Genomic DNA, 21,376 nt, shown 5'->3' with positions numbered 1-21,376 from the left:
AGTTCGATCGGGGTGGACGCGGGCCTTGGATCGCGGACGGCTGAGGCCGATTCTCGGGTGTCTGCTCCTGGCGGCCCGAGGCCGGGCCGGGTTCCGATGCGGTTCCCATCGCCTATCAGCGATCGATCTCGAGGGCCAGCGTCCCTCCGAATCGCCGGGCGCTCTCTTCTCGAACCGAACCAGATCCACATGACGACCGCCCCCGAGTTCGACCCCGATCGGGCCCTCCGGCTCTCTCGTCGGCTGGCTTTCCCGAGGGCGGTCGGCTCTCCGGGAGAGCGCCTGGCCGCTCGGCTGGTCGAGCGAGCCCTCGCGAGGGCGGGGAGGCCGGCGGTTCGGGAGCGGTTCCCGGTCGGCGTCGAGGCGAGGAGGTACGGCAGCCTGCTCGCCGTCCTGGGAGCGGCGGCGCTGGTGGTCGTCGGACTGGTGATGGTGATGGCCAGGATCCGACCGGGGCTCGCTCCGGCCCCGTTCCTCGCGGCGTCCTGGCTCGTCAACGCCCCCTGGATGGTCACCCGGTCGCTGGCCAATCGCTGGCGATCCCGGGTCTGGTCCGAGAACCTGGTTTCCTGGCCGATCGAGCACGAGGAGCCGGCGCCCTCTCGGGTGGTGCTGGTGGCGCATTACGACTCGAAGTCGCAGCGACTGCCCACAGGGGTCCGCGTGGCGATGGTGCTCTCGGCCACTTCGGGAGGTCTCGCGCTGGCGACGATGGCGGCGGTCGAGGCGATTGCCCCCGATCTGATCGGCCCCTCGCCGATGGCGGCCGCGGGGGGGATGGTCCTGTTGGCACTGGCCGCGCTGATGGTCAACGCCTCGGGCAACCGCAGCCCGGGGGCGCTGGATAACGCCTCGGGTCTGGCCGTGCTGCTGGAGCTGGCTCGGGTACTCCCGCCGCTCGGGGAGGAGGGGGTCGACGTCGCCTTCGTCGCCTCGGGGGCCGAGGAGGTCGGGTTGGATGGCGCTCGGGCGTTCCTCCAGCGGCACGAGTGGTGGCTTCGCGAGCGGCCCTCGCTACTCATCAACCTGGACAGCGTGGGGGCCGGCGACCGCGTTCGGCTGGCTGGCGAGGCGTCGGCCGTGGCGATGGCCGAGCGGGTGGCCGACTCGATCGCCGTTCCGACCGAGCGGTTTCGCATCCTTGGGGCCGGCATGGACCACGAGCCCTTCGCCGCCGCCGGCCTGCCGGCCCTGACCTTGCTGGGGGACGTCGTCGGCCACTCCTCCGCGATGCACTCCTCCCGAGACCTGCCCGAGCTGGTCGACCGCGAGGCGATGGGCCGGGCCGGCCTCCTCGCGATCCGCCTGATCCTGGCCTGGGCCGACCGATACCGGCCGGTCGCCGAGGGCGCCTCGATCGCCGAATCCGGCGGACGGTCCCCGGGGCCCTCCCGCTGATCGCCGACCTGACCTGGGGCGACCTCGACACGGCCTCCTCGCCGTAAGGGGGGCGGTCACTCCCGCTCGCCCGTCTCCCCGGCCGCGGTCGTTCCTTACGGGAGGCCGCTCGCCGAGCCGAGCAGCGCGGTCGGCTCGAGGTCGAGCGCCTCGGCCCTCCAGGTCTCGCCGTCGAACCGGAGGTCGTTCACGGCGACGTGGCGGATGGCGATCCTCCGGTAGTCGGCGGGCGAGAAGCCGTCGATCAGTGCTGAGATGAGCACGCGAATGACCACCCCGTGCAGCACTGCGATGACGGTCTCTCCCGGGTGCCTCTCGGCCAGGGAGACAAACGGCGGGACGACCCGATCCCGTATCGCTCGGTACGACTCCCCCCCTTCGTGGGCGGCGTCGTGGTCGCCGGTGCCCCAGCGGTCGATGAAGCGGTCGACCTCGGCTCGGACCTCGGCGATCGGCGAGCCCGAAAGCGGGCCCATGCGCCGTTCATGCAGCTCGGGGACCACGATCGGGTCCAGGCCGCAGGCGGCCGCGATCGGTCCGGCGGTCTCCCTGGCCCGGCGCATGGCCGAGCAGTACACCGCCCCCGGCCGCAGCCCGGCCAGAGCCTCGGCGGCCTCCTGGGCCTGAAGCCAGCCCTCGGGCCCAAGCCCCACGTCCGACTCGGCGCCATGGAAGCGGTCGGGGGCCGAGGTCTGGGCGTGGCGCAGCAGCAGGACCCGGGTCGGTCGGGTGTCGGCGGGGCGGTCGATCGTCATGATGGTTGGGATCTCGGGGCGCTTGGGGTAGGATGGGGTCGGGATACGGCGGGGGTGGCCGGATTCGGGCCGCTTCCGATCATAGCTCGGAAGCCGCGTTCGAGCCCACCCTTGCCGTTCGCCGGTCCCCACCCTGCTCCCCCGAGCGAGGTTGCTCTTATGGTCGTCTCCCCCAAGTTTCGCACGATCCTCCTCTTCGGCATGCCGGGGAGCGGCAAGGGGACGCAGGGTGTCGTCCTCGGCCACTTGCCGGGTGTGGTGCACATTTCCAGCGGCGACCTGTTCCGGCGGCTGCCCAAACACGGCGAGCTTGGCCGAGAGGTCGTCTCGTACACCTCCCGCGGCCTGCTCGTGCCCGATGAGCTGACGATCCGCATCTGGAAGCGTCACGTCCAGATTTTGACCCTTCAGGAGGAGATCGCCCCGGGCAGCACCACCCTGGTGCTCGACGGCCTGCCGCGCAACTTCGCACAGGCCGAGATGCTCGACTCGGTGCTCGACGTCCTGCAGATCTTCCACCTGAAGATCACCGACATCGAGGCCGCCAAGGACCGCCTCGCCGCCCGGGCCCTCCGCGAGAACCGCCTCGACGACATCAACGAGGAGGTCGTCCGCCGCCGGCTCCAGGTCTACAACGAGGAGACGATCCAGACCCTCCGGTTCTACGACCCGGCGCTGATCTACGAGATCGACGCCTCGCAGACCCCGCTGAAGGTGCACTCCGACATCGTCCAGCGCCTCTGCGAGCTGGAGACGGACCGCCGGCACATCTCCGAACCCCCCGGCTTCATCCCCGAGCCCAACTCCCAGCCCCAGCCCGCTTCGGCCAAGTGATCCGCCTTGACCGCCGCCGCCGATGGCGGTATGACCGGCCCCGGCTCGGGGGAGCGCCACCCGAACCGACCCGCCCCGCCGCGCCGAGGGAACGGACGCGATGGCCGATGCGACACGGACGGTCGCTTTCCTCACCCCGTTGTATTTCGACGAGGCCTCCTGCCTTGGAGGGGGAGAGCGCTACGCGACCAACATGGCCGCGGGGCTGGTCGAGGCCACCGGAGGCCGCTACCGGGTCGAGCTGATCTCCTACGGCGTCTCCCCGGCGCGGAAGCCGTTACGGCCCGGCGTCTCCCTCCGCGTCCTCCCGGTGGGAGCTCGCCCGAAGGACCCGCTCGACGCCGTCTCCTGGGACCTTCCCGAGGCCATCGCCGACGCGGACCTCGTCCACGTCCACATGGCCTTCAGCCGGTCCGGCGAGTTCGGCCTGCTCGCGGCCCGACAACAGCGCAAGCCGGTCTGCGCCTCCGACCACGGCGGCCATTCCAGTTGGCTCGGCGCCTCGCTCGGCAGCCTGGAGCTGGCCGACCGCATCGTCGCCTACTCCGACTTCGGCGCCTCCCTGTTCCGCACCCCCACGCCGATCGTCGTCATTCGAGGAGGCGTCGACGCCGATCGCTTCGCCCCCCCCGAGCCTCGGCCGACAAGGGACCGGGTCCTTTATGTCGGACGATTGCTTGCGCACAAAGGGATTGATCGCCTGATCCGGGCCCTCCCCCCCGAGCTGCCGCTGACCGTCTGCGGCCGGCCGTATGACCCCGACTACTTCGCCCTGCTCCGTCGCCTGGCCGCCGGCAAGGACGTCACCTTCGTCACCGACGCCGACGACGACGCCGTCCGAGACCTCTACGCTCGGGCCTGGTGCAACGTCCTGCCCTCGGTTTACGTCGACTGTTACGGCCGACGCTACCGCGCTCCGGAGCTGATGGGCCTGACCCTGCTGGAGGCCATGAGCTGCGAGACGGTCCCCATCGCCTCCCGGGTGGCCGCCATGCCGGAGTTCATCGCCCCCGCCCGCAGCGGCTATCTCTTCGACTCGCTGGACGAGCTGACCGCCCTGCTCCGCCGCCTGGCATCCGAGCCCGAGACGGTTGAACGCGTTGGCCGAGAGGCCCGCCGCCAGGTGCTCCGCGCCTTCGATCTGAAGGTCGCTGGCGCGAAGCTCGCCGCCCTCTACGACGAACTGCTCGAATCGGCCCCGGGGCGGAGGTCCCTCGCGTCATGAAGATCCTCGTCCTGAGCAATTTCTACCCTCCCGAAGTCGTCGGCGGCTACGAGCTTGCCTGCGCCCAGGCCGTCGACGCCCTCCGGCGCCTGGGCCATGAGGTCCTCGTTCTCACCGCCTCGGCCCGGGGGTTCGTGCCCCCCGAGGATCACGTCCTCCGCCGATTCACGATCGCCGATATCTGGAACCGTCATGCCATGGCCCGTCGGCCGGCGGTCGTCCAGCGCCTGATGGACGTCCGCTCCCGGCTCGTTCACGCCCCCAACGTCGCCGCCCTGGCTGAGACCGTCGCCGACTTCCGGCCCGACGTGGCGTATGTGCACAACCTGACCGGGCTCGGGGGCCTCGGCCTGATCGCCGCCCTGAACCACCTGGGAGTGCCCTGGGCCTGGCAGCTCGGCGACTCGGTCCCCTCGTACTGCTGCTCCGTCTGGGGGCGCGTCGTGCCCGCGCTGGCCGAGCGGTTCGGCGCGGAGGCTCGCGGCACGTTCATCGCCGTTAGCTCCCGGCTCGTCGAGGAGATTGAGGGGCTCGGCGTCCCGCTCAACGGCCGGGTCGAGCTTCTTCCCTACTGGGTCGATGGCCGTCCCCGCCCGGTGCCTCGCCGACGGATCCGGAACGGCCCGCTCCGGGTCGTCTCGGCCGGCCGGTTGACCCCCTACAAGGGAATCGATCTGCTTATCGAGGCCGCCGGCATCGTCAAGCGCTCCCGATGGTCGGTCGAGATTGATTTTTTTGGGGCCGAGGCCGACGTGGACGAGAATCACTACCCCGCCCTCCTGCAACAGCACGAGGTCGAGGACCGCGTCCGCTTCCTCGGCCCGCTCGACCACGCCTCGCTGATCGAGCGCTACCGAGACTACGAGGCGTTCGCCTTCCCCACCTGGGAGCGAGAGCCGTTCGGCATTGGCCCCATCGAGGCCGCCGCGCACGGCGGCTGCCTGCCGATCATCTCCCAGAGCTGCGGCCTGGCCGAGTGGCTCGTGCACGGCGTCCACTGCCTGAAGGTGAAGCCCACGGCGGAGGACCTCGCCCGCGCTTTTCTCGACCTGCTCGAGTGGCGCATCGACCCCCGCCCCATCGCCGACCGAGCCCATGCCTCGACCTGGCGAGACTTCCACATCGACGTCATCGCCCCCCGCCTTGAAGCGCTCCTGCGAGACGCCGCCGACTCCCCCCGAGCCTCCCCCCCCGGAGCGGCCTCCGAGGTCGTCCGCCTCGCCCTCCTCGCCGAGGGCCTGGCCGAATCCCTCGTCGCCGAGGCCGCCTGACGAGTCCTGGGGCTCGTGTCCCCCGGATTCCGGTTTCCGGATTCCGGAGTCCTGCTCACTTCATCCTCCCGAGAGGCTCCCTCCCCTCCCATGCGCGACTTCGCCTTCTACAACGCCGGCGTCGACGACGCGAAGGGCCCCAGGCGCGTGTTCGGGCTCGCCCGCCGCCTGCTCCGCCGCATCCTCCGCCCGATGTTCTTCCGCCAGGAGGCGATCTACCGAGACCTCCAGGACCAGATCGACCAGCTCTCCGCCCAGGTCGACGCCCTCTCCCGGCGCGTGGCCACCTCGGATGCCTTCGGCTGGGACTATGTCGCGATGGCCCGTCGCCTGGCCGCCATCGAGGACCGGCTCGCCTCCTCCCCGACCACGACCCCGACCTCGGCCCCGGCTCCCGCCGAGCCGTCGCCGGTTCGACGACCGGGACGGGCCGACGGGCTGCCCTCTCCCCACGTCGGCGAGCGATCCCCCTCCCGGGCGACGGCGGTTCGGCCATGAGCAGCGCCCACGCCCCACCCTTCTGGCGACGACGCTTCCCGCCCGCTCCCCATCGCGACTCGATCGCGACCGGGAGGCCGGCCCTCCGGCGACGCACCGACCGGATGCGCGTGCTCGTCGCCATCCCCACCACGAACCAGATGTACTCCGGCATCGGCCGGGCCATCATCGAGCTGTCGACTCGTCTCCGGGACCGGATCGCCTTCACCTTCGCGATCGACGACCGCGACCCGAGGTCGCTCCGCCGCGTGCACGATTTCGCGGCGCCGCTCGGCTTCCCGATGCTCGTCGGCCCCCATCGGTTCGAGCCGGATTGTATCGAGCCCCTGAATGTACAATTGCCTGAGATTCTCTCGAATGATCGATGGGATGCGGTCGAGCTCGTCGGCTTTGCCAACGCCGCCACCGGCCGGGCGGTGCTCGACCACCTCGACGATCGCACCGCACTCTGCTACACCCCGCACGATCAGCCGCTCTGGACCGTCCCCATGTCTCCCGAGCAGGAGGGCAATGTCGCCGCCGTCCACCGCCGAGTGCTCGACCGGGCCGATGTCGTGCTGGCCGACTCCGAGGCCGAGCGCGCCGCCCTCCGGCGCCTTGCCCCCGGCCGCCTGAACTGCGTCACGCTCCCCCTGGGCTGCGACTTCGACGCCTTCGCCGCCGGCCCGGCCGACCGCCCCCCTCGGCTGCTGTTCGTGGGCGATCTAGCCGAGATTCGCAAGCGGTTCGATCGGGTGATCGACCTATTCTCCCGGATCCTCGAACGCCGGCCCGAGTACCGGCTCGTCGTCATCGGCAACCGGAGCGACGCCTCGGCCGGTCTGATCCCCGAGGCGATCCGGCATGCCGTTGAGTTGCGCGGATATGTGAGCGAATCCGAATTGCGGGCCGCCTATGCCTCCAGCCGGGCGCTCGTTCTGCTCTCCGATGTCGAGGCGTTCGGCTTGCCGATCCTCGAGGCGCTCGCCAGCGGAACCCCGGTGCTGCTCGGCCGGTTGGAGACGACGGCGAGCCTGTTCTCCGACTGCCCCGGCGCCCACTTCTGCCCGCTCGACGACCCGGAGGGGACCTTCGCCGTCGCCGACCGACTGCTGGCCGACTGGCGATCCGCCGTCGCCTCCGCCCGGGCCGACCGCCCTCGCCTGCGATCCTGCTTCGACTGGGCCCCCTTGGCGGATCGCAAGTGGCAGGCCCTCTCGGCCGCCTGGGCCCGACGCAACGCCTGGGACTGGAGGCGAGACGATGCCCGAAACGCCTGCTGATCCCTCGATCCAGTCCGAGGGGCCGTTCTGGATCTCCTACGCCCAGTACGGCGAGGACATCCTGCTGCACCGCCTCTTCCCCGGGGTGGTAGACGGCTTCTACGTCGACATCGGCGCCAACCACCCCACCCTGCACTCCGTCACCCGGCATTTTTATGACCGAGGCTGGAGCGGCGTGAATGTCGAGCCCGTCGCCCAGGTCTTTGATCGCCTCGCGGCGGAGCGAGTCCGGGACGTGAACCTCCCGATCGCCGTCTCCGATCGGGAGGGCACGATGACCCTCGTTGAGCCGATCGAATCCCTGGGGATGGCGACGCTGAACGTCGACTTCGCCATCGGCCTCCGCGCCGACGGCTATTCCTGCGTCGAGCGCCCGGTAACTGTAGTTACGCTTGCTCATCTCTGCGAGCGTTATGTCGGCGATCGCACGATCGACTTCCTCAAGATCGACGCCGAGGGCCACGAGGCCGCCGTCATCCGGGGGGGAGACTGGAAACGCTGGCGTCCCCGAGCCGTCGTTGTTGAGGCGACCGTGATCCCCGAAGCCTGGGAGCCGGTCCTCCTGGCCTCGAATTATCGGTTCGCCGCCTTCGACGGCGTGAACCGCTACTACCTCCGCGAGGAGGACGCCGCGCTGCTCCCCCGCCTGGCCGCGCCGCGATGGACCTCGGATCGATTCATCCCCTTCGAGGTCGCCGAGGCCCGCCGCGCCCTCGAACACGAATTGCTCGGCACCCGGGACGGCCTGGAGCATGCCCGCTTCGTCGCCTGGGAGGCCCGGGAGCTGCTGGCCCGAGCCGAGGCCCGGGAGCGAGCGCTCCGAGAGGAACTCGATCGCCTCCGGAGGGCCGAGGCCGGTCGGTCCCGGCTGGGGCGCGGCGCTCTCCGAGTCGCCCGGTTCCTGTCGAGCCGTCGCGCCGGCTGACACGAGATCGAGTCGAGGTTCGGCCCATGTTCGATGCCAACGTCCCCGAGGTCCTCCGCCGGATCGCCCCGGAAGCCCGAGTGCTCGACGTGGGGGGCTGGGCCCGCTGCTTCAACCGGGCCGATTATGTGATCGACAAGTTCCCTTACGAGACGAGAGGTTCCCGCTACGGCGACCGTCTCGGCCTCGGACCCCAGGGGGGTACCCTTGAGCGCTTCTCGGAAGCCACCTGGATCTGCCGAGACCTCTGCGACCGAGAGCCCTGGCCCTTCCCCGATGGGTACTTCGACTTCTGCACCTGCTCTCACACGCTCGAAGATTTGCGCGATCCGATCTGGGTGTGTTCCGAGATGCGTCGCGTGGCCCGAGCCGGCTACATCGAGACGCCGTCGATGGCGTTTGAGCTGACCCGAGGGCGCGAGGCCGGGGTTCCGGTCGGGCTGTCGCACCACTTCTGGGTGGTCGAGGTCGAGGGATCGACCATCACCTTCCACCCGAAGCTGCACAGCCTGCACGGTGATCCGGGCCTGAGCCTGCCGCCCGAGGTCGGCGCCTCGCTGCCTCCCGAGGCGCTCGTCTCCTGGCTCTTCTGGGAGGGAGACTTCGAGGCCCGGGAGGGTTGGCTGCATCCCGAGCTGGTCGGTCGTTTCGTCGCCTCGTTCGGGCCGTTCCCCGAGGCGGAGCCGACCGGAGTCGCCGGCCCGGATGCCCGCGTCTTCGCGCTGTCTCGGGCCAACGAGGAGGCTCGCGCACTGATCTGGGAGCTTCGAGCCCGGCTCGAGCACGCCGAGCAGCAGTGGCACGCCTCGCAGCAGTCCCTGCGGGTGGTTGAGTCCCAGGTTGAGCGAGCCCTGGCCGCTCTGCACGCGACCTCGGCCGAGCTGGACGAGGCCCGAGCCCGGCTTCGGGAACTCGATGGGGTTGGGCCGAAGGCGATCGGCATCGCCCGCCGGCTGCAACGGCTCTCCGACCGCCACCCTGGACTGAAGGCGGTGCTGCGCCGGGTTGTGCGGGCGGCCTGATCGCCCGTTCCGGAGCCGATCCCGGATGAGCCGGCCCCGCCCGGGACGGGAGGGCGGAGCCGGCCGGATCGATGGTTGGTTCGAGCGACCGGGTCAGACGGTCTCGGGCACGACGTAGGGCTCTCGGTAGTCGCGCCGGAGCATCACGTTCGCCTCCTCGTCGTCAACGAACGACTCGGTGGCCGGGTCGATGTGCAGCTTGCGGCCCAGCCGCAGGGCGATGTTGCCCAGGTGGCAGAAGGCGCTGGAGAGGTGGCCTTGCTCGATCTCGGCGTTGAGGATCGAGCGGTCTCGGGTGCGGACGGCCTCGATGAAGTTGGCGTAGTGGTCGCCGCCGCCGGAGCCGCTGGGGCCGGGCTCCATCTTGTGGCCGAAATAGGTTTGCCAGTTGGTGTAGCTGGTGATGGTGAGGATGCCCTCGGTACCGTAGAAGATGTCGCCGATCTTGACGCCCATCTCGTCGTTGGTGGGTAGGCCGCGGACCTCGAACTGGAGCAGGACGTCGTCGTACTCGAAGTTGACGGTCTGGGTGTTGGCCGTCTCGCCGTCGTCGTCGTAGCCGTAGCGGCCGCCGGCCGACTGCACGGTGTTGGGGAAGTGGTCCTTGCCGATCCCCCAGCGGGCCAGGTCCATCTGGTGGATGCCCTGGTTGCCCAGGTCGCCGTTGCCGGTGTTCCAGACCCAGTGCCAGTTGTAGTGCAGGATGTTCGGGTTGTAGACGGTGGGGTCCCCGGGCTTGTGGAACTGGGCGGGGCCGGTCCAGAGGTCGTAGTCCAGGTTCTTCGGCACCGGCTGGAACGAGCCGTGGCCGATCGACCCGCGCGGCTTGTAGCAGAGGCCCTTGGCCATGTAGATCGTGCCGAGCTTCCCGGAGCGGAGGAACTCCATCGCGTCCTGGATGCCCTTGTGGCTGCGGCACTGGGTTCCGCACTGGACGATCCGGTCGTACTTGCGGGCGGCCTCGACGAGCTTGCGGCCCTCCCAGACGTTGTGGCTGACCGGCTTCTCGATGTAGGCATCCTTGCCCGCCTGGCAGGCCCAGATGCCCATCAGGCTGTGCCAGTGGTTGGGGGTGGCCACGGAGATGACGTCGATGCCGGGGTCGTCGAGCAGCCGGCGCACGTCCTTGACATACTGCGGCGCCGAGCCCTCCGATGACTCGATGGCCCGCATCACGCCGCCGACCACGTCCTCGTCCACGTCGCAGATCGCCGCCAGGCGGACCCCCTGCTCCTTCAGGCCGAGGAAGCCGCGCACGTGGTCCTTGCCCCGGCCGTTGACGCCCACGACCGCCACGTTCAGCGAGTCGTTGGGGCTTTTCACCTTCGGGCCGGCGGACGGGCGGGGTTCGGCGGCGGCTCGGGCGGCGGTCGAGGCCCCCAGGGTGGCCAGGCTGGCGGCCGACGCCTGGAGGAAGTCGCGGCGCTGGATCGAACGCATCGTGCAGGACTCCGCTCGGATTCGAGTCAGGATAGGAGGGGCCGTTGGCATCATCAGAACCGCCCTTGGCCGGCCCGTCAAGCGTCGAGCCGGGCCGACTCGGGGGGAGAACCGGGGTGATTTTGACGCCCCTGAGGCTCGACCAGGTCGTCCGAGTCGGACCCGTCGGCTCGGGGAAGCGCATCCTTGCCGGCCGCCTCGTTCACTCCACCGAGGTTGGTTCCTCCGGCTCCCGCCAGCTCCCCGTCCTCGAGCCCGAGCGGATCGGGCTCGCCTGGGTTCCCTCGACGCCGGCCGCGACTTCGGCGGCCGTCCGACAGCGCTCCGAGCTCCGGGGCCGGAGGCGGGGCTCCCTGTCCGCTGGGAACGTTTGCGAATGTGAGTTCGCTTAGGTTTCCATCGGGATCGGCGGCTCCGGAGCGTGCGGGTAATCGGCGGGCGTGTAGCGAATCGCCAGTTCGGGGGTCTCGATCGCCCGGCCTCCCTCCGAGGCGGAGGAGAGGGCCCGGTCCAGGATCCCGGAGGTCAGCAACGTCCGCTCGACCGGGTAGCTTGGCCGTCCCGAGTGGATCATCCGCTCGATCGCGTGCAGCAGGAACGCGAAGTGCGGGAAATGCGGATCGTCGCGTAGCTCGAACTCCGCCGCCCTCGGTTCGCCGCCGGCGGGCGAGACGGCGACACCCATTCCCGTCGCGAATCCCTGGAGCATGAGCACAGTTGCCGAGAATCCATCCGCGTAATCGATGCGGAAGAGCGCAACGTCAGGCCCGGAGATTGCTCGCCAGTCGAGGCCCGATCGCTTCGGCGTGGCCCGGATGGCGGCGTTGAGCAGATCGGCCGGGATCGAACCGTCATCGACCGCCCGCCACATCGCCTCGCCGGCCAGGCAGGAGACGCGACGGACGCCGACCTCGCCCCCCCGTCGGCGCTCGACGATCGCCTGGAGCGCCTCGATCGCGTGGAAGCCATAGGCTTCGAGTGGACCGTAGCCGATCGCCACCGCTGCGTCCAGCTCGGCGCCGATTGGGAGAATCAGCTCCGGCTTGCGGTACGTCACCGGCAGCGACGAGCCGGCCATGAAGGGGATGCCCAGCTCTCGGCTGGTTTCGTACATCCAGAGCGCATCCTCCCAGACCGGGCCGAGGTGCTTGTCGTTGAAGACGGGCACCACGCTCCCGGACTCCTGGAAGGCGCGCGCCACTGCCTCGAAGAACCGCCGCCTCGGGTACAGGTGCTGCCCCTTGGCGTTGTGCGGGTAGTCGCCGTGCTCGCCGATGCAGAGCACGCCGTCGACCGCCACGCCTCCCGAGCCGAGGGTGATCGCCTCCTCGATCGTCTCGACCACCGGCACGCCGTGCTGATCGGCCAGCGCCTTGCCGAGATCGCTGGCCTCGGGCTGGTCGATGTAGAGCGAGGCCAGCCTCAGGTCCGGCCCCGGGCCGCCGTCGTTCCGCCAGCCGTTGAGGATGCGGGACACCAGCACGTCGGCATGGCTGTTCGGGCGGTAGACCGTCACCACCGCCGCCACCGACTTCGTCCCCCGGTCCGTCCTGGCCCCGCCCGCCTTGCTCGCGAGCCAGGGGGCCGCGGCCACGGCCCCCAGCCAGTCGCGCCGGGAGATCGTCCGCGATCGATTCATGCCGATGCTCCGAGATTTTCGACTCCGGGCGCGGCACCGCTCCCCGGAGTCGATCAGCGGCCCGGTTCCTCCCGGCCCTCGACCTCGATGATGATCGGGATGTCCTTCCGGAGGAAGAGGCATGCCCCCTGGCGCTGCTCGCAGACGTTGTAAAGGGCATCGGCCGGAATCGTCGTCGTCCCGGAGGAGGAGGCGGGTACCTTGACCTCGAAGTCCAGGTGCCGGACTTCCGTCGACTCCACGCCCTCGCCCGGCGGCGCCTCCAGCAGCGGCGAGGCGACCGCCCAGCCCTCGGGATTATTGATCCATAGTTGAAGTATCGTCGACTTGTTGCTTTCGAGGAAGAGCTTGGTGCGGATCACGCCGTCGGAGTCCAGGAGGAAGGTGCCGGGGCGAGGGATGCCCTTGAGCCGTCCCTGGGCTTGCTCGTTGAGGACGTTGTCGGCCACGATCGAGACGCTCTCCGGGTCGGAGAGCAGCGGGAAGGTGATCCCCGATCGCTCGGCGAATCCCTTCAGGATCTCCACGTCATCATAACTGATGCCAATGACCTGGATGCCGGCGGTTTCGATCGCCTCCAGGTCGCGTTGCAGCTGGACCAGCTGCCGCTGGCAGAACGGTCACCAGTCGGCCGATCGGAAGAAGACCAGGGCGACGGTCTTCCCCTCGATCAGGAATTCGTCGAGCGAGCGCTGCTTGCCCTCCTGATCCTTGAGCGAGAAGCTCGGGGCGAGGGCCCCGACCGGCAGGCCGGTGTCCTCGTCCTCGAGGGTGTCCTGCGCGTTGGGCTCGGCGGCCGGAGCCGGGACGGCCGGCGCGGAGGGCGAGCCCCCGACTTGCCCTTCCGAGCAGGCTCCCGCCCAGGCGATGGCCAGGAATCCCGCCAGCCCGGCGGGCCCGATCCGATCCATCATGCGAAACGCTCCTGATCGTGGTGCCGCGAAGGGGGGCCATGCGACCCGTGCCCGAGAAGAGACCGAGCGGTCCAGGGACGCCCGGAAGGCCCCCCCTATTCGGCAGGATCGAACCGGGGCCGACCAGCCGGGGCGGCCCTCCTCGCCGAGTCTCCCCCCCTCCCGGCCTGCGATCACCTGATTCTCCGAGGGGAGCCGGGCCGGGAGGAGGAGGCCCGCCGGGGGGGGGTCAGCGGCCTTCCGTCAGTTCTCGGAGCAGCGCTTCGGCCCCGTAGACCGACCGCAACGCCTCGGCGATGACCCGGGAGTCGACCGCGACGGCCCGGGCGAGCGTGTCGTCGTAGCCGAAGTCGAGGATCAGCGAGTGGATGTTGCCGTCGAAGATCAGGCCGACGACCTGGCCGTCGCGGTCGACGACCGGGCTGCCGGAGTTGCCGCCGATGATGTCGGCCGTGGAGACGAAGTTCATCGGCGTTTGCAGGTCCAGCCGGCCGTCTTCCTTCGCCTCGACCCACGACTCGGGCACGCGGTACGGCTCGACGTTGCCGTGCGACTCGGCCCGCTCGAACAGGCCCTCGACCACCGTGTAGGGCGGGATCGTCTTCCCGTCCTCTTCCCAGCCCTTGACCGTGCCGAAGGCCAGGCGGAGCGTGAAGGTGGCGTCGGGGTAGACCGAGTCGCCCTGCGTTTTGAACATGGCCTCGGCGATCCGGGCGTACTGGGCGGTCTCGACCCCCTCGACCCGGTCCTCCCAGGTTTTTCGGATCGCCCTCGCCTCGGGGTCGACGGCCAGGGCCAGTCGGATCATCGGATCGTCGCTCTCCTGGACCGCCTCGAGGCCGCCCTCGACGAGTTGCTTGCGGAAGGAGACGTCGGCGAGCCTGGTCCCCTCCACCAGTTCTCGGGCGACCTGCTCCGGTTCCCGGCCGCCGAGGACCCGGTGCACGACCGGGTCGTCGGCCCCCATCGTCCGCCGCCAGTAGTCGAGGGCGTTGGCGAGCTTGGCGGCCTCGAACTCGGGGTAGATGGGGGCCTCGGAATAGAGGTCCAGCTCCAGCGAGGGGCGGTTCGACGCTCGGTACTCGCGCAGGCGCTCCTCGTTCGGCTTCCGGTCCTCGGCGACCAGGCGGGCGACGGTTCGGGCGATCTGGAAGAGGCGGGACTCGAAGGCCAGGCCGCGCTCCAGCATGTTGTAGGAGGCGAGGTTCTCGGCCGCGACGGCCCGAGAGCCGGCGATCTTCTCCCAGGCGTCCCCGTAGGAGGCGGCCATCTCGGGGTCGGCGGAAACCTGGTCGCGCAGGGCGCGTTCCCGCTCCGCCTTGCGGCGCATGAACGCCTCGTCCTGCAACCCCTGATAGCCTCCCAGCCGGGCCTTGCGGCTGTTCTGGTAGCTGAACAGGTCTTCCTTGGCCTGACGGGCCTGCTCCTCTCCCCGGCGGCTGTACTCCGAGAGGAAGGCCTCGCGCTGGCGGATCAAGTCGAGCAGGAACGGGAAGCCGGTCTCCCGGAAGTACTCCAGGTGGGCCATCGTGTTCAGCCGGCTGGTGCGGCCGGGGTGCCCGGCGACGAAGACGAGGTCTCCGGGCTTCGAGCCGGCGTCGCTCCAGCGCAGGAAGTGCTCGGGGTGGGCGGGCTGGCCGTTCTCATAGGCTCGGAAGAAGGCGACGTCGAGGCAGTAGCGCGGGTACTCGAAGTTGTCCTCGTCGCCGCCGAAGAAGGCGATGTCGAACTCGGGGGCGAAGACGAGACGGACGTCGGTATACGTCTTGTAGGTGTAGAGGTGATACTGGCCGCCCTGGTAGAGCGTGACCACGTCGTTGCGCATGCCGTTCTCGGCTGTTGCCTCCTGCTCGATGGCGGCCATGGCGGCTCGGCGGGCGGTGGCGGCCTCGGCGTCGGACATCTCCGGCGTGACCGCGGCGTTGACGCGGTCGGACACGTCCCGGATCGCCGAGGTGACGTTCAGCTCCAGGTCGGGGGCCGGCAGCTCGGCCTCCCGAGAGCGGGCGAGGAAGCCGACTCGGTAGTAGTCCTCCGCCGCGGTGCTCAGCTTCTGGAGCGTGTCGGCCGCGACGTGGTGGTTGGTCATCACCAGGCCGTCGGCCGAGACGAACGAGCCCGAGCCGCCGTTGTTGAATCGGACGGCCGAGGAACGCAGGCGGGAGATCCACTCCTCGGAGGGCTCGAAGCCGTACGTCGCCTTCAGTTGCTCCAGGGGCAGGTTGTTGAAGACCCACATGCCCTCGTCGGCCGAGAGCCTCGGTGTTGTCGTCATGAGCGAGAGCAGGCCGATCAGGGCCATCCTTCGTCGGAGCCGGATCATGGGACGGGTCCTTTCCGTTCGGCGTCGGTCGGGGCCGCGAGGGGCCGGGGGGATCGGCCCGGCCCGTGCGGCCGATTGTCGCATGCCGACCGAGGGGTGCGAAAGGAGGCCTTGCCTTGCCCACCGACCCGGGGGCGGGGCGCTTGTGGCGGGCGTTGTGATCGAATACGCTCGGCCGTCCGGTTTGGCATCTGAGAACGTGAGGGTGACGTTATGAGCCACGGCAACTTTCTCTGCGCGACCAGCACGTCGGGGACCCAGGTGGGCGGCGTCTGGGAGTACCCGGCGGAACACTGCCTGTTCCACCAGCCGGGGACGATCATGTCCGACACCCAGCTCGACCCGGAAACCCCGCTCGGGTGCGACGGCCAGGGGTTCTGCGAGGATGCGTTCCTCGATGAGGAGGAATGGCCGCCCTACCGCCACAACCCGAGGCCCGGCCGAGCCGGCTTCGGGGCTGGGTCGATGCGGCACGAACAGGGGATGCCCAACGGCCGCCTCGACCCCGGCGTCACGGAGCCCGAGGTCGTCGGCGACGACGTCTTCTTCCTCTATTGCCAGGACTTCCGGACCCTCGCGGCGGATGGGAGGTTCATCCCGATCCGGGTCTTCTGGGTCCTGTTCCGGGCACCGGGCCAGCCCTGGCCGCAACCGCGGGGGATCGGCCGGGAGCTCGCCCGAGAGGCGGCCGACGAGCCGATCCTGGACATCTATCACTGGGGAGGAGCCCGGTACGCGGACATGGTGATCGCCGAGCCGAGGCAGGAGGGCCTGCCGATCGACGTCCTGACGGTCAGCGAGCTTCCTCGGCCGGCGGCCGATTGAGCCGACGGCTCGGGAGCGGCCCGGTTCCTCGGCCCAGCCGGTCGAGGAACCGGGGCCGGGCGCTGCGGGCGCACCGAAAGCCGAGCCCCGGGAAGGTCTGCTCGGGACGGGCGGCGGCCCGATAGCGCGGCCCTTGCAGGGCGACGCGTGGCGTCGGTGGTTTCCGATCGATCACGGGGCCGGGGGCGCCTCGGATGACGAAGGGCTCGATGTAGTTCTCGCGGGGCATGAAGACGGGATCCCCCGGATAGGGCAGGTATCGGGACCCCGTCCATTCGGCCACGTTGGAGTAAAGGCCGAAGACCGGCGGGTCGGTGGCCGTCCGGTCGAAGCTCGGCTCGCCGGCCGGGCCGAAGGGCCAGGCCCCGTCGGCCAGCTCCTCCCGGGAATCGCCCCAGGGGAAGGCGGTCGTGCCGCCGTTGGTGGCGGCGAATTCGTACTCGGCCTCGTCCGGCAGGCGTTAGCCGACGATCTCCGCGTACTGCATCGCCTGGTAGAGGTTGATGCAGCAGACGGGGTCGACCTCGCGCAGGCCATCCGGGACGCAGCGGTCCGACAGCCGGTGGAATCGGAGGACGGCCCGGACGTCTTCGAGAGTGACCTCGGTGGTGTCGAGGAAGAAGGGGCCGACGGCCACCTCGTGCGGCGTCGAGAAGGTGCCGAGCCCGTCCTGCCCCATGCGGAAGCGGTCGCTGCCGTCGAACCGGGCCATGCCGTCGGTCACCTCGGGGCCCGGGATGACGACAGGTTGCCAGAAAATGGAGCCGTCGTCGTTCTTGCCCCACCAGTCGATGCGGTAGGGCCGAACGATCCGGTCCTCGAATTCCTGGCGGTTCGGCACCCGGCGCCGGACCTCGTGGAAGCGATCGCCGGCGGCGACCTCGACGATGTACTCCCCGGGGGTGAGCGCCGCTCGGGCCGGGGCCCCTCCCCGCGGCTCGTCCCAGACGGCTCGGTCGACCCGGATCACGCCGGTCTCGGGATCGATCGGCACGAACACGGCCCGGTCGGCGGGCGGATCGGTCTGGAGGCGGACCTCGATCGTCCAGGCCGGAGCCGGATCCGGAGCGGGAAGCGGAGACTCGGCCACGGTCGTCGGACGGTTGAGCCGGTCGACGATCCAGAAGGCGGCGACCACCAACACGACGAGCCCGACCGCGACGATCGCCGTCCGCAGCGCTCGGTGCCACCGCCGTCGCTCCCGCCTCCGGCCGTCCCGGCCGTCCGACGGGGCCGAGGCCGGCGATGGTGCGGGGGGAGGATCGGCCGGGGGGAGCCCAGCCCGGGCCCGTCGCCAGTCCTCCCGGAAGGCTCGGGCCGACTCGTGACGGCGGGAGCGGTCGGGGTCCAGCGCCTTCAGCAGCACGGGGTCGAGCGCCTCCGGCACCCTCGGGGCGATCGAGCTCGGGGAGGGGGGGAATGGGCCGTCGCCGGAGGGGCGTTGCCTGCCGAAGGGCAGCTTCCCCGTCAGCGATGCGTAGAGGGTGGCCGCCAGGCCGAAGACGTCGCTCCGGCCGTCGAGATCCGGAGAGCCGTCCCACTGTTCGGGGCTCATGTAGCCGGGGGTGCCCAGGCTCATGCCGGGGGAGGTGAGGTCGGAGTCGAGCCCGAGCCGGGCCAGGCCGAAGTCGCTGAGGAGGACCCGATCTCGGCGGTCGACCAGGACGTTCGAAGGCTTCAGGTCGCGATGCAAGACGCCCCGGTCGTGCAGCGTCGCCACCGCGTCGACGACCTGGTCGAGGATCGCCAGCAACCGGGGAAGTGGCAGGCCGCCGTTCTCGACCTCCGACGCGGTTCCCGAGACGAGCCGCCCGAGGTCGCTGCCGTCGACCAAAGGCATGATCAGGGCCGGGTTCCCACCAATCTCCCGCACATCGTACACCGGCAGGATGAGCGAATCGGTCAGCCGGGAGGCGATCCGGGCCTCGTTGATGAACCGCTTGAGCCGGGCGGGGTCGGCCCCCACCGCAGGCAGCAGGAGCTTGACGGCGACCTCCCGGTCGAGGCCCGACTGCCTGGCGCGGTAGACGACGCCCATGCCCCCCCGGCCGATCTCCTCGATCAACTCGAACTGATCGAAGTCGGCCGGGCTGGCGTCGGCCCAGGGGAGATTCCCGGCGGTCGTGGCGGGGGTGGGTTCCGGCCCGGTCGATGAGGACCCGTCGCCGAAGAGGAGCAGGATCAGGTCGAGCAGGTCGGGGAACCGGTCTTGATAGTCCGCCACCGACGGCCGCTCTCCCGCCGATCGGCGGAGCTCCAACTCCAGGTCGAGCAGGTTGGAGAACAGGGCGCGACGCTCCGGCTCGTCGGCGAGGTGCAGGTACTGCTCCAGGGCCGGCCGCTCGCCGGCCTCCCAGCGGGATCGGAAGCGCTCGCAGGCCTCGCTGACGCGGTTGAAGAGGGAGCTCAAGGGTTCGAAGCGGCAATCGCTGCTCGTCTCGTCCATCGCCTTCCTCTCTCACCGAGCGGCCGGTCGTGCTCGGCGACCGGCTGGCCGTCGGGCCGCCCCCGGAGGCGGCGACGGCCGGCCCAGGGGGCACGATCGGGCGATCACCCCTCCGGTGCCTCGAACCTCCCGGTCGTTCCCTCCTCGACCGCCTTCGGCTCGCGGTCCCTGAGGATGACGCCCAGACCGACCAGCACCAGCAAGCCCGCCATCACCCCGAACGCCCCCAGCGCAAGCCACGGCTCCTCCGCCCAGGAGGGGGGCGTCTGGAAGCGGCCGGGGACGTCGAGCAGGCCTCCCACGCCGGGAATGAAGGTGAGCATGATCGTGATCACGATTGCGGTGATCGTCCCCCCCGCGATGTAGCCGCTGGACATGAGCACCGCCGGGCTGCTGTCGGATTCCTCCGGCGATGCCCCCCGGAGCCAGTCGACCAGCCCCCGAGCCATGCCCCCGACGAAGATCGGCGCCGAGGCCGACAGCGGCAGGTACACCCCCACCGCGAACGGCAAGGCAGGCACCCCCGCCAGTTGAAGGACGATCGCGATGAAGACGCCGATCAGCACCAGGCCCCAGGGCAGGGTGTTTCCCATGATCCCGTCGATGATCGTCGCCATCAACGTTGCCTTTGGGGCGTTGTACTTCGACACCCGCCGACCGTCGTCGGTCTGGTCCACCCGGCCGTTGATCGCCGGGTCGACGTAGATGCGTGTCTGGTCCCCCCGCGTCGCGTCCATCGCCACTAGGTACTTGCCGCCCTGGATGCCGTCCCGGAGCCTCCAGACCTTGTACTCGGTGCCATCGACCGTGGCCGTCTCGTCCAGCGTGCTCGGGTCGACGGTGATCTCCCGCTGGTACTCGGCCTTGGTTGAGTAGATCGTCCCCGCGTCGTTGAGCACCAGCAATGTGCCGCCGATGACCATCGCCGAGGTCAACGCCCCGACGAGGATCGCCCACTGCTGCTTGCTCGGCGTGCCTCCGACGAGGAATCCCGTCTTCAAGTCCTGCGAGGTCGTCCCTCCGTTCGAGGCGGCGATGCAGACCACCGCCGCGATGGACAGGGCCGCGAACTGGTACTCGGCCCCGACCCAACCCCGGAGCACGAACGCTAGGCAGGTCAGCAGCAGGGTCGCCACCGTCATCCCGCTGATCGGGTTCGACGACGAGCCGATCTCGCCCGTCAAGCGCGACGACACCGTCACGAACAGGAAGCCGAAGAGGACCACCAGGACCGCCCCGGCGACCCGTCCCGTCGTGTCGGTGGGGATCAGCGTCGAGGCCGAGATCGCCCCCACCAGCCCGATCGACCCGAGCAGCACCAGCCACATCGGCAGGTCGTGCTCGGTTCTCCTCCGGCCGGCCCCCGACGGCGCGCCGTTCCCCTCGGCCGATTTCCCCCGGGCGGTCATGTCCCGGAAGGCGGCGGCGAACGAGCCGAGAATCATCGGTAAGACCTGGAAGACGCTGATGATTCCGCCGGTCGCCACGGCGCCGGCGCCGATGTAGAGAATGTAGTCTCGCTGGATGTCCCCTGCCTCCATGGCCGAGATGGGCGCCACGGCGGGGGCGATCGCCGTGGGGGAGGCGTCGCCGAAGTAGGCGATCGTCGGCGTCAGCACCAGGGCCGAGAGCACGCCGCCGGCCACCATGATGCTGGCGATCCTCGGCCCGATGATGTAGCCCACTCCCAGCAGGGCCGGCGAGACCTCGATCGCCGCCACCGCTCCCTTGAACCCGGTGATCGCCCGGCTCGGGATGTCGACCCAGAGCCGCATCGCCTGCATCAGGAACTGGTACGCCGCCGCCAGCCCGAACCCGGCGAACACGGTGCGGGCGCTGGCCCCCCCCTGCTCGCCGACGATCAGCACCTTCGCGCAGGCCGTCCCCTCCGGGTACTTCAGCTCCCGATGCTTGCGGACGATGAACGCCCGGCGCAGCGGGATCATCATCAGGATCCCCAGCAATCCTCCGAGGCCGGCCACGAGCATGACGTGAGCCAGTTCCATGTCGTAGCCGAGGATCAGCAGCGCTGGCATCGTCACGCCGACGCCGAAGGCGATCGACTCCCCCGCCGAGCCGGCGGTCTGCACCACGTTGTTCTCAAGGATCGTCGCCCTCCTGGTGCCGAACGCCCGGGAGAAGGCCCGGAAGAGGGTGATCGACAGCACGGCCACCGGGATCGAGGCCGAGACCGTCATCCCCACCCGAAGCACCAGGTACAGCGACGACGCCCCGAAGATGATCCCCAGCACGGTGCCCAGCAGCACGGCGGAGATCGTCAGTTCGGGCATCCTTGCCTCGTCGGGCACATACGGCCGCACGCCGTCACCGGCCGGCTCGGGGCCGATCGGGCCTCCGGGGAGGGCCTCGGGGGGGGGCTGGACTGCCATCGGGGGGCTCCGCTGCGAGGTCGAAAGGAGGGCGGGGTCGCGATCGGCTCGATCGATGGGGGCGAGCTCGAGGCTCGCGGCGGAGAGGGGGGCCGTCGAGGGCCTCCGCGCTCGGCTGAGTCTACCCGGTGCCCTCCCTCTCCGCCCAGTCCTCGGCCCCGCCGAGGCCGTCCGGCCTGATCGACCCAGGGGGTATTCCCAGGGCTGGC

At 70.1% G+C, this 21,376-nt stretch carries 17 protein-coding genes and 1 pseudogene; 9 read left to right on the top strand and 9 right to left on the bottom strand.

The genetic code is table 11. The annotated features are described in order from the left end of the window. Nucleotides 1-189 precede the first annotated feature (189 nt). Entirely contained in the window at nt 190-1,398 is a 1,209-nt protein-coding gene (locus TsocGM_RS04235) for a M28 family metallopeptidase (RefSeq protein WP_158633373.1), read from the top strand. Nucleotides 1,399-1,493: 95 nt separating this feature from the next. Here TsocGM_RS04235 and TsocGM_RS04230 read toward each other — a convergent pair whose 3' ends face one another. Beyond that, nucleotides 1,494-2,153, bottom strand: a complete 660-nt coding sequence (locus TsocGM_RS04230; protein ID WP_126724062.1) for a histidine phosphatase family protein — start codon at nt 2,151-2,153, stop codon at nt 1,494-1,496. 159 nt (nt 2,154-2,312) lie between these two features. Between TsocGM_RS04230 and TsocGM_RS04225 the strand changes: the two genes are divergently transcribed. The 7 genes from TsocGM_RS04225 to TsocGM_RS04195 all read left to right on the top strand — a co-directional run bounded on the left by TsocGM_RS04225 (nt 2,313) and on the right by TsocGM_RS04195 (nt 9,190). Beyond that, nucleotides 2,313-2,987, top strand: coding sequence for an adenylate kinase family protein (locus TsocGM_RS04225; protein WP_126724061.1), 675 nt, complete (start codon nt 2,313-2,315; stop codon nt 2,985-2,987). Nucleotides 2,988-3,087: 100 nt separating this feature from the next. After that, entirely contained in the window at nt 3,088-4,212 is a 1,125-nt protein-coding gene (locus TsocGM_RS04220; protein ID WP_126724060.1) for a glycosyltransferase family 4 protein, read from the top strand. Continuing rightward, entirely contained in the window at nt 4,209-5,483 is a 1,275-nt protein-coding gene (locus tag TsocGM_RS04215) for a glycosyltransferase family 4 protein (protein ID WP_126724059.1), read from the top strand. Before TsocGM_RS04220 ends, TsocGM_RS04215 begins: the two co-directional genes overlap by 4 nt. Before the next feature lie 90 nt (nt 5,484-5,573). Further along, the gene (locus TsocGM_RS04210) at nt 5,574-5,981 is read left to right on the top strand and encodes a hypothetical protein (protein ID WP_158633372.1); all 408 of its coding nucleotides are present in this window, start codon (nt 5,574-5,576) and stop codon (nt 5,979-5,981) included. Beyond that, nucleotides 5,978-7,243: a glycosyltransferase family 4 protein gene (locus TsocGM_RS04205; RefSeq protein ID WP_126724057.1), complete on the top strand. Its 1,266-nt coding sequence runs from the start codon at nt 5,978-5,980 to the stop codon at nt 7,241-7,243. Before TsocGM_RS04210 ends, TsocGM_RS04205 begins: the two co-directional genes overlap by 4 nt. Further along, nucleotides 7,224-8,168, top strand: a complete 945-nt coding sequence (locus TsocGM_RS04200) for an FkbM family methyltransferase (RefSeq protein WP_126724056.1) — start codon at nt 7,224-7,226, stop codon at nt 8,166-8,168. The genes TsocGM_RS04205 and TsocGM_RS04200 overlap by 20 nt, the downstream gene beginning before the upstream one ends. A gap of 26 nt (nt 8,169-8,194) precedes the next feature. After that, nucleotides 8,195-9,190 carry a methyltransferase domain-containing protein gene (locus TsocGM_RS04195; RefSeq protein WP_126724055.1) on the top strand — a complete coding sequence of 332 codons (996 nt, stop codon included), beginning with the start codon at nt 8,195-8,197 and terminating at the stop codon, nt 9,188-9,190. Between the two features lie 93 nt (nt 9,191-9,283). On the opposite strand, the gene TsocGM_RS04190 is transcribed toward TsocGM_RS04195, so the two are convergent. The 5 genes and pseudogenes from TsocGM_RS04190 to TsocGM_RS04170 all read right to left on the bottom strand — a co-directional run bounded on the left by TsocGM_RS04190 (nt 9,284) and on the right by TsocGM_RS04170 (nt 15,506). After that, on the bottom strand, nt 9,284-10,630 hold the full coding sequence (locus tag TsocGM_RS04190; protein ID WP_126724054.1) for a Gfo/Idh/MocA family protein: 1,347 nt from the start codon (nt 10,628-10,630) through the stop codon (nt 9,284-9,286). A 388-nt stretch (nt 10,631-11,018) separates the two neighbouring features. Then, entirely contained in the window at nt 11,019-12,269 is a 1,251-nt protein-coding gene (locus tag TsocGM_RS04185; protein WP_233578277.1) for a hypothetical protein, read from the bottom strand. A gap of 53 nt (nt 12,270-12,322) precedes the next feature. Then, nucleotides 12,323-12,877, bottom strand: a pseudogene (locus TsocGM_RS04180) (redoxin domain-containing protein); the annotation flags it as partial. Between the two features lie 12 nt (nt 12,878-12,889). Beyond that, entirely contained in the window at nt 12,890-13,183 is a 294-nt protein-coding gene (locus tag TsocGM_RS04175; protein WP_126724052.1) for a redoxin domain-containing protein, read from the bottom strand. Between the two features lie 229 nt (nt 13,184-13,412). Next, complete coding sequence (locus TsocGM_RS04170; RefSeq protein ID WP_126724051.1) at nt 13,413-15,506, bottom strand: S46 family peptidase; 2,094 nt, start codon at nt 15,504-15,506, stop codon at nt 13,413-13,415. 213 nt (nt 15,507-15,719) lie between these two features. Between TsocGM_RS04170 and TsocGM_RS04165 the strand changes: the two genes are divergently transcribed. Continuing rightward, nucleotides 15,720-16,331 (top strand): hypothetical protein, encoded by a 612-nt coding sequence (locus TsocGM_RS04165; RefSeq protein ID WP_126724050.1) that lies wholly within the window; start codon nt 15,720-15,722, stop codon nt 16,329-16,331. Here TsocGM_RS04165 and TsocGM_RS04160 read toward each other — a convergent pair. The 3 genes from TsocGM_RS04160 to TsocGM_RS04150 form a co-directional block, all read right to left on the bottom strand. After that, a complete protein-coding gene (locus TsocGM_RS04160; RefSeq protein WP_126724049.1) occupies nt 16,300-16,788 on the bottom strand; it encodes a formylglycine-generating enzyme family protein in 489 nt (162 codons plus the stop codon). The genes TsocGM_RS04165 and TsocGM_RS04160 overlap by 32 nt on opposite strands. 3 nt (nt 16,789-16,791) lie before the next feature. After that, on the bottom strand, nt 16,792-18,777 hold the full coding sequence (locus TsocGM_RS04155; protein ID WP_126724048.1) for a bifunctional serine/threonine-protein kinase/formylglycine-generating enzyme family protein: 1,986 nt from the start codon (nt 18,775-18,777) through the stop codon (nt 16,792-16,794). A 104-nt stretch (nt 18,778-18,881) separates the two neighbouring features. Next, a complete protein-coding gene (locus TsocGM_RS04150; protein WP_126724047.1) occupies nt 18,882-21,167 on the bottom strand; it encodes an OPT family oligopeptide transporter in 2,286 nt (761 codons plus the stop codon). Between the last annotated feature and the right edge of the window lie 209 nt (nt 21,168-21,376).

Source organism: Tautonia sociabilis, from assembly GCF_003977685.1.
Lineage (GTDB): Bacteria > Planctomycetota > Planctomycetia > Isosphaerales > Isosphaeraceae > Tautonia > Tautonia sociabilis.
This window is presented reverse-complemented; position numbering and strand designations above follow the sequence as displayed.

Excerpts from the sequence above, each read along its gene's own strand:
- TsocGM_RS04235 (WP_158633373.1), top strand. The coding sequence starts at position 190 with ATGACGACCGCCCCCGAGTTCGACCCCGATCGGGCCCTCCGGCTCTCT.
- TsocGM_RS04230 (WP_126724062.1), bottom strand. The coding sequence starts at position 2,153 with ATGACGATCGACCGCCCCGCCGACACCCGACCGACCCGGGTCCTGCTG.
- TsocGM_RS04225 (WP_126724061.1), top strand. The coding sequence starts at position 2,313 with ATGGTCGTCTCCCCCAAGTTTCGCACGATCCTCCTCTTCGGCATGCCG.
- TsocGM_RS04220 (WP_126724060.1), top strand. The coding sequence starts at position 3,088 with ATGGCCGATGCGACACGGACGGTCGCTTTCCTCACCCCGTTGTATTTC.
- TsocGM_RS04215 (WP_126724059.1), top strand. The coding sequence starts at position 4,209 with ATGAAGATCCTCGTCCTGAGCAATTTCTACCCTCCCGAAGTCGTCGGC.
- TsocGM_RS04210 (WP_158633372.1), top strand. The coding sequence starts at position 5,574 with ATGCGCGACTTCGCCTTCTACAACGCCGGCGTCGACGACGCGAAGGGC.
- TsocGM_RS04205 (WP_126724057.1), top strand. The coding sequence starts at position 5,978 with ATGAGCAGCGCCCACGCCCCACCCTTCTGGCGACGACGCTTCCCGCCC.
- TsocGM_RS04200 (WP_126724056.1), top strand. The coding sequence starts at position 7,224 with ATGCCCGAAACGCCTGCTGATCCCTCGATCCAGTCCGAGGGGCCGTTC.
- TsocGM_RS04195 (WP_126724055.1), top strand. The coding sequence starts at position 8,195 with ATGTTCGATGCCAACGTCCCCGAGGTCCTCCGCCGGATCGCCCCGGAA.
- TsocGM_RS04190 (WP_126724054.1), bottom strand. The coding sequence starts at position 10,630 with ATGCGTTCGATCCAGCGCCGCGACTTCCTCCAGGCGTCGGCCGCCAGC.
- TsocGM_RS04185 (WP_233578277.1), bottom strand. The coding sequence starts at position 12,269 with ATGAATCGATCGCGGACGATCTCCCGGCGCGACTGGCTGGGGGCCGTG.
- TsocGM_RS04175 (WP_126724052.1), bottom strand. The coding sequence starts at position 13,183 with ATGATGGATCGGATCGGGCCCGCCGGGCTGGCGGGATTCCTGGCCATC.
- TsocGM_RS04170 (WP_126724051.1), bottom strand. The coding sequence starts at position 15,506 with ATGATCCGGCTCCGACGAAGGATGGCCCTGATCGGCCTGCTCTCGCTC.
- TsocGM_RS04165 (WP_126724050.1), top strand. The coding sequence starts at position 15,720 with ATGAGCCACGGCAACTTTCTCTGCGCGACCAGCACGTCGGGGACCCAG.
- TsocGM_RS04155 (WP_126724048.1), bottom strand. The coding sequence starts at position 18,777 with ATGGACGAGACGAGCAGCGATTGCCGCTTCGAACCCTTGAGCTCCCTC.
- TsocGM_RS04150 (WP_126724047.1), bottom strand. The coding sequence starts at position 21,167 with ATGGCAGTCCAGCCCCCCCCCGAGGCCCTCCCCGGAGGCCCGATCGGC.